The sequence below is a fragment of the Phytobacter palmae genome (assembly GCF_039409775.1).
GTDB classification, from domain to species: Bacteria; Pseudomonadota; Gammaproteobacteria; order Enterobacterales; family Enterobacteriaceae; genus Phytobacter; species Phytobacter palmae.
In genome coordinates this window covers 502313-520225 of sequence record NZ_JBCIVJ010000002.1, presented here as the reverse complement: position 1 = coordinate 520225, position 17913 = coordinate 502313, and the positions used below count along the sequence as shown (strand labels likewise).

15 protein-coding genes and 1 pseudogene are annotated in these 17913 nt (G+C 51.7%); 7 read left to right on the top strand and 9 right to left on the bottom strand.

Going from position 1 to position 17913, the window contains the following annotated elements; genetic code table 11:
* Positions 1–180: pseudogene (locus AAIG39_RS05120) on the bottom strand (hypothetical protein); the annotation flags it as partial.
* A gap of 55 nt (positions 181–235) precedes the next feature.
* Here AAIG39_RS05120 and AAIG39_RS05115 point away from each other — a divergent pair.
* Together AAIG39_RS05115 and mdtD are read left to right on the top strand one after the other, a co-directional pair.
* Positions 236–940, top strand: coding sequence for a FadR/GntR family transcriptional regulator (locus AAIG39_RS05115; protein WP_090088009.1), 705 nt, complete (start codon positions 236–238; stop codon positions 938–940).
* 11 nt (positions 941–951) lie between these two features.
* The gene (gene mdtD, locus AAIG39_RS05110; protein ID WP_090088011.1) at positions 952–2343 is read left to right on the top strand and encodes a multidrug transporter subunit MdtD; all 1392 of its coding nucleotides are present in this window, start codon (positions 952–954) and stop codon (positions 2341–2343) included.
* 2 nt (positions 2344–2345) lie between these two features.
* Here the strand turns inward: mdtD and rbsR are convergent, their stop codons facing one another.
* The 7 genes from rbsR to kup all read right to left on the bottom strand — a co-directional run bounded on the left by rbsR (position 2346) and on the right by kup (position 10269).
* Entirely contained in the window at positions 2346–3338 is a 993-nt protein-coding gene (rbsR, locus tag AAIG39_RS05105; RefSeq protein ID WP_249572151.1) for a ribose operon transcriptional repressor RbsR, read from the bottom strand.
* Between the two features lie 3 nt (positions 3339–3341).
* A complete protein-coding gene (gene rbsK / locus AAIG39_RS05100) occupies positions 3342–4271 on the bottom strand; it encodes a ribokinase (protein ID WP_343193318.1) in 930 nt (309 codons plus the stop codon).
* A 104-nt stretch (positions 4272–4375) separates the two neighbouring features.
* The gene (gene rbsB, locus AAIG39_RS05095; RefSeq protein WP_090088016.1) at positions 4376–5266 is read right to left on the bottom strand and encodes a ribose ABC transporter substrate-binding protein RbsB; all 891 of its coding nucleotides are present in this window, start codon (positions 5264–5266) and stop codon (positions 4376–4378) included.
* A gap of 26 nt (positions 5267–5292) precedes the next feature.
* Entirely contained in the window at positions 5293–6258 is a 966-nt protein-coding gene (gene rbsC / locus AAIG39_RS05090; RefSeq protein ID WP_343193317.1) for a ribose ABC transporter permease, read from the bottom strand.
* A 5-nt stretch (positions 6259–6263) separates the two neighbouring features.
* A complete protein-coding gene (gene rbsA, locus AAIG39_RS05085; RefSeq protein WP_090088018.1) occupies positions 6264–7769 on the bottom strand; it encodes a ribose ABC transporter ATP-binding protein RbsA in 1506 nt (501 codons plus the stop codon).
* 7 nt (positions 7770–7776) lie between these two features.
* Positions 7777–8196 carry a D-ribose pyranase gene (gene rbsD, locus AAIG39_RS05080; protein WP_090088020.1) on the bottom strand — a complete coding sequence of 140 codons (420 nt, stop codon included), beginning with the start codon at positions 8194–8196 and terminating at the stop codon, positions 7777–7779.
* Positions 8197–8400: 204 nt separating this feature from the next.
* On the bottom strand, positions 8401–10269 hold the full coding sequence (gene kup / locus AAIG39_RS05075) for a low affinity potassium transporter Kup (RefSeq protein ID WP_090088022.1): 1869 nt from the start codon (positions 10267–10269) through the stop codon (positions 8401–8403).
* Positions 10270–10491: 222 nt separating this feature from the next.
* Here kup and ravA point away from each other — a divergent pair, with 222 nt between their 5' ends.
* Both ravA and viaA read left to right on the top strand, forming a co-directional pair.
* Positions 10492–11988, top strand: coding sequence for an ATPase RavA (ravA, locus tag AAIG39_RS05070; RefSeq protein WP_343193316.1), 1497 nt, complete (start codon positions 10492–10494; stop codon positions 11986–11988).
* Positions 11982–13433, top strand: coding sequence for an ATPase RavA stimulator ViaA (gene viaA, locus AAIG39_RS05065; protein WP_343193315.1), 1452 nt, complete (start codon positions 11982–11984; stop codon positions 13431–13433). The genes ravA and viaA overlap by 7 nt, the downstream gene beginning before the upstream one ends.
* Here the strand turns inward: viaA and asnA are convergent, their stop codons facing one another.
* Entirely contained in the window at positions 13434–14426 is a 993-nt protein-coding gene (gene asnA, locus AAIG39_RS05060; protein ID WP_343193314.1) for an aspartate--ammonia ligase, read from the bottom strand. It lies immediately after the preceding gene.
* 150 nt (positions 14427–14576) lie between these two features.
* On the opposite strand from asnA, the gene asnC reads away from it, so the two are divergent.
* The 3 genes from asnC to mnmG all read left to right on the top strand — a co-directional run bounded on the left by asnC (position 14577) and on the right by mnmG (position 17847).
* The gene (gene asnC, locus AAIG39_RS05055; protein ID WP_039079997.1) at positions 14577–15035 is read left to right on the top strand and encodes a transcriptional regulator AsnC; all 459 of its coding nucleotides are present in this window, start codon (positions 14577–14579) and stop codon (positions 15033–15035) included.
* A 99-nt stretch (positions 15036–15134) separates the two neighbouring features.
* Entirely contained in the window at positions 15135–15584 is a 450-nt protein-coding gene (gene mioC / locus AAIG39_RS05050) for an FMN-binding protein MioC (protein WP_249572147.1), read from the top strand.
* A 373-nt stretch (positions 15585–15957) separates the two neighbouring features.
* The gene (gene mnmG, locus AAIG39_RS05045) at positions 15958–17847 is read left to right on the top strand and encodes a tRNA uridine-5-carboxymethylaminomethyl(34) synthesis enzyme MnmG (protein WP_343193313.1); all 1890 of its coding nucleotides are present in this window, start codon (positions 15958–15960) and stop codon (positions 17845–17847) included.
* Positions 17848–17913 lie beyond the last annotated feature (66 nt).

Below are 17913 nucleotides of genomic sequence, written 5' to 3'. Positions count from 1 at the left end.
GGAGAACCCCGCTGACCCGGCGGCTTGTCTGCCGTTGTTCCGTGTCAGTGGAGGCGCATTATAGGGAGTTCCTGTGAAGTGACAAGCATAAATTTCAAAAAAGTTTTTAACCGTCTCTTTTTTCAGCAAGACGCGGTAAAAAGCACCGTAAAAAGCCTGTTTTGCTGTTTTTGCCACCACAGGAATAGCCCCGATGGCATACTAAAGAGTGAATAAGAACAAAAGGAAGCGATAAATGTCTTTGAACGCACAACAGCTTGCCGCGCAAAAAAACCTCTCATGGGTGCTGGCGGAGAAACTGGCACAACAAATCCTGAGAGGCGATTATGCCCCGGGCAGCATTTTGCCTGGTGAGATGGAGTTGGGTGAACAGTTCGGCGTAAGCCGTACAGCGGTCAGGGAGGCAGTAAAGACATTAACGGCAAAAGGTATGGTGCTTCCTCGCCCGCGAATCGGTACCCGAGTGATGCCCAGAGAAAACTGGAATTTTCTTGATAAAGAGTTACTGGTCTGGTGGATGAGTGAGGATAATTTTCACGAAGTCATCCAGCACTTCCTTGTTATGCGTAGTAGCCTCGAACCACAGGCTTGCCAGTTGGCAGCGCAATCAGGCAGTGCGGAACAAAAAGCACATCTAAATACATTAATGGAAGAGATGGTGTATCTGAAAAAGCACTTTAACCGTGAGCGCTGGATTGAAGTTGATATGTCCTGGCACGAACATATTTATACGATGAGTGCTAATCCTTTTCTTATCTCTTTCGCAACGCTGTTTCATTCTATATACCATACCTACTTCACTTCTATTACTCAGGACCAGGCCATAAAGCTCGATCTTCACCAGGCTATTGTTGACGCCATTCAGGAAAGTGATGGGGAAAATGCCTTTCAGGCCTGCCAGGCTCTGTTGAAGACGCCAAACACACCCTCGGCAAAATAACAGGACAAAGAATGACGGAAAAGAAAGCTCGCAGTATGGCCGGTTTGCCGTGGATTGCGGCCATGGCATTCTTTATGCAGGCGCTGGACGCCACTATCCTGAACACCGCGTTACCTGCTATTGCACAGAGCCTTGACCGTTCTCCTCTTGCGATGCAGTCCGCCATTATTAGTTACACTCTGACGGTCGCCATGCTGATTCCGGCAAGCGGCTGGCTGGCGGATCGTTTTGGTACCCGGCGGGTTTTCATGTTGGCCGTCACCCTCTTTACGCTGGGTTCACTGGCCTGTGCGCTCTCGACGTCGCTCGGGGCATTGGTATGCTTTCGCGTGATTCAGGGGATCGGCGGCGCAATGATGATGCCGGTTGCACGCCTGGCATTGCTACGCGCCTATCCGCGTAGTGAGCTTCTGCCGGTACTCAATTTTGTCACTATGCCAGGCCTGGTTGGGCCCATCCTCGGCCCGGTATTGGGTGGCGTTCTCGTGACCTGGGCAAGCTGGCACTGGATCTTCCTTATTAATATTCCGATTGGCATAGCCGGGATTTTATATGCTCGAAAATATATGCCCAATTTCACCACACCGCGTAAGGGCTTCGATACCGGCGGCTTTTTCCTTTTCGGCCTGAGCCTGGTCCTGTTTTCCAGTGGCATGGAGTTGTTTGGCGAGAAAATTGTCGCAAGCTGGCTGGCATCGGCCGTTATCCTGAGCGGTGTGCTGTTATTTCTTCTTTATATTCGCCACGCGCGCCGCCATCCCACCCCGCTAATTTCGCTCAATTTGTTCAAGACGCGTACCTTCTCTGTCGGTATTGTCGGTAATATTGCTTCTCGACTGGGGACGGGCTGTGTCCCATTTTTGATGCCGCTTATGCTACAGGTTGGGTTTGGCTACCCTGCGCTGATTGCCGGATGCATGATGGCGCCGACGGCAATGGGGTCAATTCTGGCAAAATCGCTGGTCACCCGGGTATTACGCCGTCTGGGTTACAGGAAAACACTGGTAGCCATTACCCTGTTTATCGGTTTGATGATTGCGCAATTTTCTCTGCAATCGCCATCAATGGAAGTATGGCTGCTGATATTACCGCTGTTCATTCTGGGGATGGCCATGTCCACGCAATTCACCGCCATGAATACCATCACGCTTGCCGATCTGACTGACGAAAACGCCAGTAGCGGGAATAGTGTTCTGGCCGTAACGCAACAGCTCTCCATCAGCCTTGGTGTCGCTGTCAGTGCGGCAGTGTTGCGGTTTTATGAAGGGTTTGACAGCGCGAATACCGTGGAACAGTTTCACTATACCTTTGTGACGATGGGAGCAATTACTCTGGTATCCGCCCTGACCTTTATGCTCTTAAAGCCGAAAGACGGGCGTAACCTGATAAAAGAAAAGCATTAATACTACGCTGAACCACGCTCCATCAACACTGGCGTAAGCTGTAGCCGCTGTTGCTGTTGCGTAGGGTCGGAGATACGGTGAATCAGTACATCGATCGCCAGCTCACCCAATTCATCTTTCGGCTGATGAATGGTGGTGAGCGGCGGCGTCATATACCGCGCCAGTTCAATGTCGTCATAACCAACAATTGCAATATCCTGGGGCACACGCAATCCTGCCTGATAAAGCGCCAGGTAAGCCCCCACAGCCATCGCATCATTACAAATAAACACCGCCTGCGGGCGCACTTCCAGTGCCAGTAGCATCTGCATCGCTTCATAGCCGCCGCTAAATTCGAAATTGCCGATAATTTCGTTACCATCATGAATGGTCAGACCCGCCCGGGCCATAGCATCACGATAACCTTCGAGGCGCAGGCGAGCCGGGGTTTTATCCAGCGGCCCAGCAATACAGGCAATATGGGTGTGACCTTTGTTAATCAGGTACTGCGTCGCCATATCACCGCCAAGCAGAGAATTATCCTGAATAAGATCACTGTCTCCATCAAAGGGAGCCCAGTCCATCATTACAGTGGGAACTGAGGGATAACGCTGCAGGATTTCCCGGGAAGGCTGATGGGTTTCAGTACATAAAAGCAGTAGCCCATCGACACGCTTTTGCATAAGCGTTTCCAGATTGCTGTTCATGCGCTGCTCATCACCTTCAGTGTTGCATAACACCAGGCTATAACCACGTTCGAAGCAACTACGTTCCACACCACGCACCAGTTCAGAATAGAAAGGGTTGGTACTGGCAGTAATCAACATCCCGATAGTGCGGGTTTGATTGATTTTCAGGCTGCGCGCCAGCGCAGACGGCGCATAGTTGAGCGCCTTGATCGCAGACTCCACCTTTTCGCGGATAGCCTCACTGACAAAGCGATCTTTATTGATGACATGCGAAACGGTCGACGTCGATACGCCCGCCATCCGGGCCACATCCTTCATCGTTGCCAATCATCACCCCTGCTTAGCCAGGAAATCGTCAATTTCTTTGCGCCACGGAACTGAAGGTTGCGCGCCTTTGCGGGTGACAGCGATGGCCGCCGCCGCATGAGCAAAACGAATAGCCTCATCCAGCGCGAGGTTTTCCAGCAGTGCGGTCATCAATGCACCATTAAACGTATCCCCGGCTGCAATGGTATCAATGGCTTTCACTTTAAAGCCCGGAACGCGGCGACCGTCGCCTTTCACACTCGCCCAGACGCCACGGCTTCCCAGCGTAATGATGACCGTATCAATACCTTTAGCATGTAGCACCTGCGCCGCACGCGCCGCATCTTCATCGCTGGCAACATTAATACCCGTCAGTTTTTCGGCTTCGGTTTCATTAGGTGTGATGATATCCACCAGCGCCAGCAGTTCATCAGAAAGCTCACGTGCCGGGGCAGGGTTGAGCGCCACAATGGTCTGGTTTTCATGAGCAATACGCGCTGCTGCCAGTACGCTTTCTACCGGAGATTCCAGCTGCATCAACAGAGCGGACGCCTGTGCAATACGCTCACGCTGTGCATCAACAAGCGCCGGAGAAAGCGCCGCGTTCGCCCCCGCATGAATACCGATGACATTCTCACCTTCGCCATTAACAAAAATCAGCGCGACGCCGGTCGACTCATTAGCGATCACACTAACGGGGGCCACATCAATATTGTCGCTGATCAGTTGCTGGCGGACACGTTCACCGGTGTCGTCATCACCCGTACAGGCAATAAAGGCAATATCCGCACCGCTGCGTCCGGCAGCGACCGCCTGGTTTGCGCCTTTACCACCAAATGCAATCTGATATTGCGTGCCGGTAACGGTCTCGCCGGGGGTTGGGAACGATTCAAGGTTAAGAATGTGATCGGCATTAATACTACCGAGGACAACAAGTTTGCCTGTGGTTTTCATGATGAGCTTGTCCGTTAAAATGCGCCACCCGCCAGCGGATGGCGCGAGCTCTGCTTTTCTTGATGCTTTTTTCAGGCTATCGCGATGAGATAGCCTGACGATTTTTATTGTTTAATAACCAGTTTCAGGTCTACCGGGATCTTCGCGTGGACTTTTTCACCTTTCAGCACCTGTGCTGCGGTGTCTACGCCTTTCGCGCCGATCATTTCCGGAAGCTGAGCAATCGTCGCAGCCATTTTGCCGTCATTAACGGCTTTTACACCATCAGGCGTACCGTCAAACCCAACCACCATCACATCTGTCTTACCGGCAGTTTGCAGTGCGCGCATTGCACCCAGCGCCATTTCATCGTTCTGTGCAAACACCGCCTGGACATCCGGATGAGCCGTCAGCAGGTTCTGCATAACGTTCAGGCCTTTTGTACGGTCAAAGTCAGCCGGCTGGCTCGCCAGGACATTAAATTTGTGGGCTGCAACAGCCTGCTGGAAGCCTTCGCCACGCTCACGGGCAGCAGAAGTACCGGCAATACCTTGCAGTTCGATAACTTTCGCGCCTTCACCTGCTTTCTTGGCAATGTAGTCGCCAGCAATTTTACCGCCCAGCACGTTATCAGAAGCGATATGGCTTACCACTTCGCCTTTCGCAGCAGCGCGGTCAAGAGTGATAACCGGGATTTTTGCCTGATTCGCCATCTTCACGGCGTTACCTACAGCGTCGGAATCAGTCGGGTTGATGAGCAGCAGTTTGGTACCGCGAACCGTTAAATCCTGCACGTTAGCCAGCTCTTTTGCCGGGTTATTTTGTGAATCCAGCACAACCAGATCGTAACCCAGTTTATCCGCTTCTTTCTGCGCGCCATCTTTAAGGCTGACGAAGAACGGGTTGTTCAGTGTGGAAATAACCAATGCAATCGTATCTTTCGCCATCGCGTTCGCGCTTACGGTGGCGCTCAGTGCAACAGCAGAAACCAGAGTGGCCAGTTTTTTCATGTTCATATCATGATGTCCTGTAGTGTAGGTAATTACTGTTTTTTGTTGTCTACCAGCACCGCCAGCAGAATCACCACTGCTTTAACGATCATCTGGTAATAGGAGGAAACGCTTAACAAATTCAATCCATTATTCAGAAAGCCGAGAATTAATGCGCCGATCAATGTCCCAACAATACGCCCTTTACCGCCTGCCAGACTGGTACCACCCAACACTACCGCAGCGATAGCATCCAGCTCATAGCCAGTGCCTGCTGTCGGTTGTCCTGAGGAGAGGCGCGCAACTTCAATAATGCCCGCCAGCGATGCCAAAAGACCACACAAAGAGTAGACAATTACTTTAACTTTATCGACGCTGATACCAGACAAGCGGGTTGCCGCTTCATTTCCCCCGAGAGCATAGATATAGCGCCCCAGACGAGTGTGATGCAGTAAGTACCAGGTGGCGATAAAGACAAGCGCCATGATCCATACCGGCGTCGGGATACCCAGCGGGCGACCAATACCGAACCAGCCAAAAACATCTGCGTTATCAGTAAAACCGGTGTTGATCGGACTTCCGTTGGTATAAACCAGCGTCACACCACGCAGTAACAGCATCATGACCAGAGTTGCGATAAACGCCTGAACACGCCCTTTCGCCACGATAGTACCGGTTACCGCGCCAATCGCAGCTCCCAGCGCCAGAGCGGCGGCGACAGCTACCAGCGCATTCACTTCCATACCTACGAGCGACGCGGCAACCGCACCGGTCAACGCCAGCAGAGAACCGACGGACAGATCGATCCCGGAAGTTAAAATGACCAGCGTCATGCCAACCGCCATAATGGCGTTAACGGAGGTCTGCTGCAGGATATTCAGCATGTTGTTGACGGTAAAAAAGTTCGGACTCATGGTCGACACAATGGCAATCAACACCAGCAAAGCGATCAGCGATTTTTGTTCCATCAACCACGCTTTGGTGAAATAGCGGCGACCAGAAACAGCCTGGGTAGTCATCTTTTTTACTCCTGATTCACACGATTAAGCTTGCCCACTGCGGCAGCCATCAACACTTCCTGAGTGGCCTGCTCGCGCGTGAATTCGCCGCCGAGATGCCCTTCATGCATCACCATGATGCGATCACTCATGCCCAGTACTTCTGGCATCTCCGATGACACCAGAATGATACTCAGGCCGTCGGCCTTAAACTGATTAATAAGCTGATAAATTTCTTTTTTTGCACCAACGTCAACACCGCGGGTCGGCTCATCAAGGATGAGTACTTTCGGGCGCGTCATCAAACCCCGAGCGATAGCCACTTTTTGCTGGTTACCGCCGGAAAGCAGGCCAATAGCCTGTTCCATTGATGGGGTTTTAACATTGAACAGACGAATGAAATCGTTTACCGCCTGCTGCTCTTCTTTATGTTTTAAATTGCCCCCCGGACGGCTGAAATAACCCAGCGCTGTCAAAGACATGTTCTCTTTAACTGACATGCCGAGTACTAAACCATCGCGCTTACGATCTTCGGAGATGTAGACGATTCCGTTCGCCAGACCATCCTGCGGTGAACGGGTCACAACTTCATGGCCATCCAGCGTGACGCTCCCACTGGTGCGCGGCAGCGCGCCATAAAGCACTTTCATTAACTCGGTGCGCCCGGCGCCCATCAGACCCGCCACGCCCAGAATTTCCCCTTTGCGCAGGGTAAAGCTCACATTATTCACACCCGGGCCGCACAAATTATCGACTTTCAGGCGGATATCACCCGGCGCTTTATCGAGGCGTGGGTACTGATCTTCCAGTTTGCGCCCAACCATCATTTCAATAAGTGAATCTTCGGTCAGCGTTGCAACTTCACGCTCGGCGATAAACTGGCCGTCGCGAAACACGGTCACGTCATCGCAAATCTCGAAGATCTCTTTCATGCGGTGAGAGATATAGACAATCCCGCGCCCCTGCGCTTTCAGTTCCCGAATAACGCGGAAGAGAGACTCAGTTTCGGTATCGGTCAGGGCGTCGGTCGGTTCATCCATAATGATGACCTGCGACTCGTAGCTCAGGACCTTCGCAATCTCAACCATCTGTTGATCGCCAATGGAAAGTTCCCCCACCAGCCTGTCGCTTTTAAAGCGGAGATTCAGTTTAAGCAGCAGCTTATCGGCTTCGGCATACATCTTTTTCCAGTCGATTTTGCCAAAGCGGTTAACGAATTCACGACCTATAAAGATGTTCTCGGCAATGGAGAGTTGCGGGATCAGGTTGAGTTCCTGGTGAATAATACCGATGCCGGCTTCCTGAGAGGATTTCGGTCCGGTAAAGGTGGTCTCTTTACCCAGCCACAGTAATGAACCGGCATCACGGGTATAGATCCCGGTCAGGACTTTCATCATCGTAGATTTGCCCGCGCCATTTTCGCCCACCAGCGCCATGACGCGACCTGGATAAACATTTAACGCGGCGCCGGATAAGGCTTTAACGCCCGGGAATGCTTTATCGATCCCTTTGAGTTGCAGTAATGCGTCCATGATGGCCTCAGAAGGTGACGCCAGCACAGAGAATAATATTCGCATACGGGGAACATTCCCCGCTGCGAATCACCGCCTGACTGTCCGCGGTGTGTTTTTTAAATTGTTCGTGTGAAACGTAACGAACCTCTATGGTATTCCCCTGGTGTTGCTGCAGCTGCTCAATATGTCTGAGCAACGTTTCGTGGAGCTGTGGATTATGCTGTTCAATTTCCGACGCGAGGATAGCTGCTTCAACCTGCATCTCGGTGGTAACCACTTCCAGTACCTGCATAAAGGACGGAACCCCCTGGGTTAACGCCATATCAATACGCGCAGTGCTTTTCGGCACAGGCAAGCCTGCATCACAAACCACCAGCGTATCGGTATGCCCAAGACGGGAGATAACCGACGAGATTTCAGCGTTGAGAACAGTACCTTTTTTCATTTTTATGCTCCATTAGCGAAACGTTTCGCTGATCTCAGTGTAGATCTGAGAATGTTCAGAAAACCACCATGGCATTACAGAAGTGTGATCGAAATCGAAACGTTTCGCGCGCGTTGCAGAAAGAAAACATAAGTTATCTAACTTAAATAAAATTGTGGGGAAGAAATAACAAAAACCCCTCTTAATGAGGGGTTTTAAAAGGCATTAAATTTCGACCTGCGTACCGAGTTCAATAACCCGGTTGGGTGGAATTTCAAACTGGTCCGGAGCGCGCAGCGCATTGCGTTGCAACAGGAGGTATAGCTTGCCACGCAGCCGTAAATACCAGGGCCGTTTACCTACAATCAGCGACTCATGAGACATAAAGAAGGATGTCTCCATCATGCGGCAACTGAGCCCTTCCAGGCCACAGCGGTGGAACACCTCTTCCACATTTGGCGTTTCGCGCCAGCCATAGCTGGCCACCACGCGCCAGAATGTCGGTGAGAGTTGCTCAATCTGCACACGACGCACGTTGTGTACATAGGGCGCATCTTCTGTACGCAGCGTCAGCAGGATCACACGTTCATGCAGTACCTTGTTATGTTTCAGGTTATGCAACATAGCAAACGGGATTACATTCAGCGCGCGGGACATATATACCGCAGTACCCGGTACTCGCACCGGTGGTGATTTTTCCAGCGAGGCAATCATCGCTTCCAGTGAGTTACCATGTTCATGCATACGGCGCAGCAGACGGAAACGTTCACTCTTCCATGTGGTCATCACGATGAACATAACCAGACCTAAACTCAACGGTAACCAGCCGCCAGATAGCAATTTATCAAGGTTTGCCGAGAAAAGCGGCACATCTATACACAGGAACATCGTAAGCAACAGACCCACAACCATTTTATTCCAGTGCCAGTTCTTGCGCGCCACAGTCATAGAAAGTATCGACGTCAGCACCATCGTACCGGTCACCGCAATACCATACGCCGCCGCCAGGTTACTGGAGTGTTCAAAACTCACAATCACGATAACGACCGCGAAGTAGAGCAGCCAGTTAATAAAGGGAATGTAGATCTGCCCGGACTCCATCTCAGATGTATGGATAATGCGCATTGGCGAGAGATAGCCCAGACGCACTGCCTGACGCGTCAGAGAGAATACGCCCGAGATGACCGCCTGAGACGCAATAACCGTCGCCAGTGTCGCGATGATCAACATCGGAATCAGCGCCCATTCAGGAGCCAGCAAAAAGAACGGGTTTTTGATAGCTTCCGGTGTTTCCAGCAGTAACGCCCCCTGACCGAAGTAATTCAGCGCCAGTGATGGCAATACCACGATAAACCACGCAAGGCGAATGGGCAGCTTACCGAAATGGCCCATATCCGCATACAAGGCTTCTACCCCAGTGATAGAAAGTACCACCGCACCCAGCGCAACAAACGAGACCGCTTTGTATTTAAGGAAGAAATTGACCGCCCATGCAGGGTTGAGCGCCTGTAACACCTCAGGGTTGTTGATAATACCGCGCGCGCCCAGCACCGCCAGAATCAAAAACCAGGCCAGCATAATGGGGGCAAAGAGTTTCCCCACCAGCCCTGTGCCATGCTTTTGGATCATAAAAAGCAGCGTGAGCACCAGAATGGAAAGCGGAACAATCCACGAATCCAGCGATGGTGCGACGATCTCCAGCCCCTCTATTGCCGACATCACTGAGATGGCGGGGGTAATGACCACTTCTCCATAGAAGAAACTGCCACCAATAAGCCCCATGATAACAAGCGTTGAGGTCATTCTGGCGGAGGTATTCCGTCCTGCCAGCGACATCAGCGTTAAGATCCCACCTTCACCCGCGTTATCTGCACGCATGACAAAGGTAAGGTATTTAACCGAGACGACCAGTATCAGCAGCCAGAAGATGAGCGACAAAAAGCCGAAGACGGCGTCGCGTTCAACCCCAAAACCAAATTGACCGGACAAACATTCACGAAGTGTATAAAGCGGGCTGGTCCCAATATCACCGTAGACAACCCCAATAGCCGCGAGTGTTATCGCGGGCAACGATTGCTTATTATCAGTGCTCATAGACTAATCTTTTGTTTGAATGACAAATGTGTGCTTAGTCCCTTGGCCCACAAAAAGCGCACAGTATGCACGATTATTTATGAAATCGTACCCCCTAATTGCGACCGTATTAACCTGGCGCAAAGAAAATGATGCTGTTGTTCAGTCTATTACAAGCCTTTATCGAAACGTCTATACTCGCAATTGCAAGCCGGAATCGCGGCGAAAGGATGCAAATCAATTATGGCTCACTCACATTTATTAGCAGAAAGAATTTCCCGCCTGAGCAGCGCGCTGGAAAAAGGTCTTTTTGAGCGTAGCCACGCTATTCGCCTGTGCCTGCTGGCCGCGTTAAGTGGTGAAAGCGTTTTTCTGCTCGGCCCGCCGGGCATCGCTAAAAGCCTGATCGCCCGCCGCCTGAAATTCGCCTTTAAAAATGCCCGCGCCTTTGAATACCTTATGACCCGCTTCTCCACACCCGAAGAGGTGTTTGGTCCTCTTTCAATTCAGGCGCTAAAAGATGAAGGGCGTTATGAACGTTTAACGCACGGCTATCTGCCGGAAGCTGAGATTGTGTTTCTGGACGAAATCTGGAAAGCCGGCCCGGCTATCCTTAATACGTTATTAACCGCCATTAATGAGCGTCGCTTTCGCAACGGCGCGCTGGAAGAGAAAATCCCCATGCGTTTGCTGGTGGCGGCGTCTAACGAACTGCCCGAGGCTGACAGCAGCCTCGAAGCACTTTATGACCGCATGTTGATTCGTCTGTGGCTCGATAAAGTGCAGGAGAAAAGTAATTTCCGCTCCATGCTCATCAGCCAGCAGGATGAAAGCGGCAACCCGGTTTCGGCTGACCTGCAAATCAGCGATGAGGAGTATACGCGCTGGCAGCAGGAAATCGTGCAGGTGAAATTACCCGACGCCGTTTTCGATCTGATTTTCATGTTACGCCAGCAGCTTGATAACTTACCTACAGCACCTTATGTTTCTGACCGCCGCTGGAAAAAAGCCATTCGCCTGCTCCAGGCCAGCGCCTTTTTCAGCGGACGCGATGCGGTTGCCCCTGTGGATTTAATTTTGCTGAAAGACTGCCTGTGGCATGACGCTGAAAGTATGCGCCTGATGCAAAATCAACTGGAAATATTGATGACCGGGCATGCGTGGCAGCAGCAATCCATGCTGACGCAACTGGGCGCTATCGCACAGCGCAACATTCAGCTCCAGCAGCAGCAAAGTGATAAAACGGCTCTCAAAGTTTCGCGGCAGGGCGGCATGTTCAGTCGTCGTCCGCATTACGATCTACCGGAAGATCTGCAAGACAGCACACTGACGTTATTGCTCCAGCAGTCATTAAAGTTGCATGACATGCAGGTCAATCATGTGACTATCGAACGAGCCGCGCTGGCCCAGTGGCTGGCAAAAGGCGGCGAGATCCGTGGCAAACTTAACGGCATTGGTTTCGCGCAGATCCTTAATCTTGAAGTCGACACCAGCCTGCATCTGTTGATCCGTGATATCAGCCTGCAGGGTTCCCGTCTCGCTTTACCGGGCGGAGCGGCAACCCATGTACCAGAAGAAATAAAGCAGCAACTGGAAGCGCTGGACACACTCTGGCACCAGCAGCACACCCGTTTTAGCGAACAGCAAAAATGTCTGTTCATCCCCGCCGACTGGTTAGGCCGCATTGAAGCCAGCCTGCAGGACGTCCGTGTACAGATACAACAGGCACTTCAATGCTAACGCTGGACGCGCTGAATGCCCTGCTGGCCATCAGTGAGGAGACGATAGTTGAAGAGCTTATCGTCGCCTTACTGGCCTCACCCCAGCTGGCTGTTCTCTTCGAGAAGTTTCCCAAACTCCGGAACGTTATTACCGAAGATGTGCCGCGCTGGCGCGAAGCGCTGAAAAATCACCTGAAAGAGACACAGGTACCGCCAGAACTTACCGAAGAAGTGCTTTGCTATCAGCAGAGCCAGTTACTTTCCACTTCACAATTCATCGTTCAGTTGCCGCAAATTCTGACGCTTCTGGATAAGCTTCGCTCGCCTTTCGCCGCTCAGGCAAGCGCAATGGCGAAGGACAATCCGACCTTTACCCCGGCATTGCAAACGCTTTTCTTACAGCGCTGGCGATTAAGTCTGGTGGTGCAGACAACCGCCTTTAATCAGCAACTACTGGAAGAAGAGCGCGAGCAATTACTCAGTGAAGTACAGGAACGCATGACGCTAAGCGGCCAGCTTGAACCGATACTGATTGAAAACGAAAATGCAGCCGGGCGGTTATGGGATATGAGCGCCGGGCAAATTAAGCGCGGTGACTACCAGCTCATCGTGAAATACGGTGATTTTCTGACGGAACAGCCGGAACTCAAGCAACTGGCGGAACAACTTGGGCGCTCCCGCGAGGCAAAATCTGTTCCGCGTAAAGATGCGCCAATGGAAACCTTTCGTATGCTGGTGCGTGAACCATCAACCGTGCCAGAGCAGGTTGACGGGCTACATCAAAGTGACGATATCCTGCGTCTGTTACCGCCTGAACTGGCGACGCTGGGCATTACTGAACTGGAATATGAGTTCTATCGTCGGCTGGTTGAAAAACAGCTCCTGACCTACCGCCTTCACGGTGATGCCTGGCGGGAAAGAGTGGTAGAGCGCCCGGTTATTCATCAGGATTTTGATGAACAGCCGCGCGGGCCGTTCATTGTCTGTGTAGACACATCCGGTTCGATGGGTGGATTCAATGAACAGTGCGCAAAAGCCTTCTGTCTGGCGCTGATGCGCGTGGCGCTGGCAGATAAACGGCGTTGTTTCATTATGCTGTTTTCCAGCGAGGTCGTACGCTACGAACTAACCTGTCAGCAGGGACTGGAACATGCAATCCGCTTTCTGAGCCAGCGCTTTCGCGGCGGTACGGACTTAGCGAGCTGTTTTCGCGCCATTATCGAACGCATGCAGGGTGGAGAGTGGTATGACGCCGATGCGGTAGTTATCTCTGACTTTATCGCCCAGCGTCTGCCGGATGATGTGATTGGCAAGGTCAAGGAACTGCAGGCGGTGCACCAGCATCGTTTTCATGCGGTGGCGATGTCAGCGCACGGAAAACCCGGCATCATGCGTATCTTCGATCATATCTGGCGCTTTGATACCGGGATGCGTAGCCGTCTGCTCAGGCGGTGGCGTCGTTAATTACAGTAACGCGTCGACCTTCTCACGAACCTGTGCAGGCCATACGCCGCATTGAACCTGCCCGATGTGCGGCAGCTGCAGCAACAGCATCGTCAAACGCGACTGGCCAATACCACCACCAATAGTTTGCGGCATATCACCGCGCAACAACGCCTGGTGCCAGTCGAGACGCAGCCGATCTTCATCGTCGGTGATTTTAAGCTGGCGTTTCAGTGCGTCAGCATCAACGCGGATCCCCATAGAAGAGAGCTCAAGCGCATCTTCCAGTACCGGGTTCCATACCAGGATATCGCCGTTCAGACCGTGTAACCCCTTCTCACCGGGTGTGCTCCAGTCATCGTAATCTGGTGCTCGTACATCATGGCGCTGACCATCGCTGAGCTTCCCGCCAATACCCATCAGAAATACTGCGCCCAGATCTTTAGCTATTGCGCGTTCGCGCCCTTTTGCATCCAGTGCCGGATAACGACTCAGCAGCTCTTCGCTGTGCACGAAGTGGATCTGCTCGGGCAGAAAGGGGGTCAGGCCAAACTCTTTGCTCACCGCTGCTTCGGTTGCTTTGATCCCGGCATAGATAGCTTCAACAGTCGATCTCAGTGTGCCGGTGTGGCGTTCGCCTTCACCCAGTACGCGTTCCCAGTCCCATTGATCAACATATACGGAATGGACTGGAGAGAGGCGATCTTCATCTGGTCGCAGGGCTTTCATATGCGTGTACAGCCCTTCACCCGCGCTGAAATCATGTTGCCCCAGCGTTTGACGTTTCCATTTGGCCAGAGAGTGAACCACTTCAAATTGCGCATCCGGCAGATTTTTGACTTTTACCTGTACCGCTTTTTCACAGCCCGACAGGTTATCCTGAGTCCCATCTCCTACACGGCTTAGAATCGGTGCCTGAACTTCAATTAGCCCCAGTTTTTCTTCCAGCTGGCGGGAAAAATGCGACTTCACGAATACGATCTGACGTTGTTTGCTGATGTAAGCGGATTTCATCTTTTAACTCCTTTGCTCTGTTGCAAACGATTAAGCAACAAAGTCAGGCCTTTATTCAATAATCAACAATAAAAAAGCCCTTCATAGTTTTTATTCGTCAAAATACACCGCTAAAATAGAAAGAATGTTTATTCATCATAAGAAAAACCTATGGAAAATTATCAGATCGACAATCTGGACCGCGGCATCCTTGACGCCTTAATGGCGAATGCGCGTACCGCTTATGCAGAGCTTGCCAAACAATTTGGTGTCAGCCCGGGTACGATTCACGTTCGCGTAGAGAAAATGAAACAGGCAGGGATTATTACCGGCGCGCGAATTGACGTCAGCCCTAAACAATTAGGTTATGACGTCTGCTGTTTTATCGGCATTATCCTCAAAAGCGCCAAAGATTACCCTTCCGCGCTGGCCCGGCTGGAAAGTCTGGAAGAGGTCACCGAGGCCTACTACACCACTGGTCACTACAGTATCTTTATTAAGGTCATGTGCCGCTCGATCGATGCACTGCAACAGGTGCTTATCAACAAGATCCAAACAATTGATGAAATCCAGTCCACGGAAACGCTGATCTCTCTGCAAAACCCCATCATGCGTACGATCCGCCCGTAACAGGGCGTTTTTCCCCACCGCTAATACCCATATTGTCCACAGGTAGATCCCAGCCCATTCAGAGCGTACAATACGCAACTCATAACCGGAGTGGACTTCATGGCAGATATTACGCTTATTAGTGGCAGTACCCTGGGTGGCGCAGAATATGTAGCAGAACACCTGGCGGAAAAACTGGAAGATGCAGGTTTTACAACCGAAACCCTGCACGGCCCGTTACTGGAAGATCTGCCGCAGGAAGGAACCTGGCTGGTGGTGAGTTCTACCCATGGCGCAGGCGATTTGCCAGATAACCTCCAGCCGTTTTATGACGATCTTAATGAACAAAAACCTGACCTTTCCGCCATACGTTTCGGCGCGATTGGTATTGGCAGCCGCGAATATGACACGTTTTGCGGCGCGATTGAAAAACTCGAGGTTTCATTGAAGGCCTGTGGAGCAAAACAGTTAGGTGAAACCGCGAAGATCAACATCCTTGAGCACGACATTCCTGAAGATCCGGCTGAAATTTGGCTCGGATCCTGGATTATTTTACTCAAAAACGATTAAAGATCGCGCGATCGAGTGTGGATAACTATGCTTAAAACCGTTGATCAACCGGTAGTTATCCAAAGTATAATCATCGCTTAGTTTTTGAGTTGTGCATAACTACCCATTCTGATCCCAGCTTATACTGGCCAGGATCACCGATCATTAACAGTTAATGATCCAGGCTAACGTCATGATCTTCATATCAGGATACGGGTTATCCACAGGCCAGAGCGATCCTAATAAGAGATCACAGTAAAACAGATCTCTCTATATAAAGATCTTCTTTTTAATACCCGGGATCCTGATGCTTTCTCACTGAGCTAAAGTTGAGTAGAATCCACGGCCCAGGCATCAATCCACTTTCTAACCGCTTTACGCGAGGCAATACACCATGTTTTATCCGGATCCTTTTGACGTCATCATCATTGGCGGGGGTCATGCAGGCACTGAGGCCGCCATGGCCGCAGCGCGTATGGGTCAACAGACTCTGCTTTTGACACACAATATCGACACGCTGGGGCAAATGAGTTGCAACCCGGCCATTGGCGGTATTGGGAAAGGACACCTGGTAAAAGAAGTGGATGCACTCGGCGGTCTGATGGCGAAAGCGATCGATCAGGCAGGTATCCAGTTTAGGATACTAAACGGCAGTAAAGGCCCGGCAGTTCGTGCCACACGAGCACAGGCAGATCGTGTGCTCTACCGTCAGGCTGTGCGTACCGCCCTGGAAAACCAGCCAAATCTGATGATCTTCCAGCAGGCTGTGGAAGATCTGATTGTAGAAAACGATCGCGTCGTGGGTGCCGTTACCCAGATGGGCCTGAAATTCCGTGCTAAAGCTGTTGTATTGACCGTAGGGACATTTCTCGACGGCAAAATTCATATCGGGCTGGATAACTACAGTGGTGGCCGTGCGGGCGATCCGCCTTCCATTCCGCTTTCTCGCCGTCTGCGTGAATTGCCGCTGCGCGTAAGCCGCCTGAAGACCGGTACTCCGCCGCGCATTGACGCACGCACCATTGATTTCAGTGTTCTGGCGCAGCAGCATGGCGACAACCCAATGCCGGTTTTCTCGTTTATGGGTAATGCCGCGCAGCATCCGCGTCAGGTACCTTGCTACATCACCCACACTAACGAGAAAACTCACGAGGTCATCCGCAATAACCTCGATCGCAGCCCGATGTATGCTGGCGTGATCGAAGGGATCGGCCCGCGTTACTGCCCGTCTATTGAAGACAAAGTGATGCGCTTTGCCGATCGCAACCAGCACCAGATCTTCCTGGAGCCGGAAGGGTTGACCTCTAACGAAATTTACCCGAACGGTATCTCCACCAGTCTGCCGTTTGATGTACAGATGAAAATTGTCCGCTCGATGCAGGGGATGGAAAACGCAAAAATCGTTCGCCCTGGTTATGCCATTGAGTACGATTTCTTCGATCCCCGTGACCTGAAACCAACCCTTGAGAGCAAATTTATCCACGGGCTATTTTTTGCCGGGCAAATCAACGGCACCACTGGCTACGAAGAAGCTGCGGCTCAGGGGTTGTTAGCCGGTCTTAACGCTGCCCGCTTCTCCGCTGAGAAAGAGGGCTGGGCACCGGCTCGTTCTCAGGCTTATCTGGGGGTACTGGTGGACGATCTTTGTACTCTGGGTACCAAAGAACCGTACCGCATGTTTACTTCTCGTGCTGAGTATCGCCTGATGCTGCGCGAAGATAACGCCGATCTGCGTCTGACCGAAATCGGTCGTGAGCTTGGCCTCGTGGACGATGAACGATGGGCGCGCTACAACGAAAAACTCAAAAATATCGAACGTGAACGTCAGCGCCTGAAATCTATCTGGGTGAACCCAACGTCGGAAAACGCGCCGGAAGTGAATAAAAACCTGACTGCGCCGTTGTCTCGCGAAGCCAGCGGTGAAGATCTGCTGCGTCGTCCGGAAGTGACTTACGAGCAGCTGGTACAGCTGGCGCCGTTTGCTCCCGGGCTGAGCGATGAACAGGCGGCTGAGCAGGTTGAGATTCAGGTGAAGTACGAAGGGTATATCGCTCGTCAGCAGGATGAAATTGAAAAACAGCAGCGTAACGAGAATACGCTGTTACCTGCATCGCTGGATTATCGTCAGGTCAGTGGCCTGTCGAATGAAGTGATCGCGAAGCTAAACGATCACAAACCAGCGTCCATCGGACAGGCGTCCCGTATTTCCGGGATCACGCCAGCTGCGATCTCTATTCTGCTGGTCTGGTTGAAAAAGCAGGGTATGCTGCGTCGTAGCGCCTGACAGGTTTAGCTAAACATCAACTTACTACCAGATAGCGCGCTGCCATGCAGCGCAGCAGATTTAAAG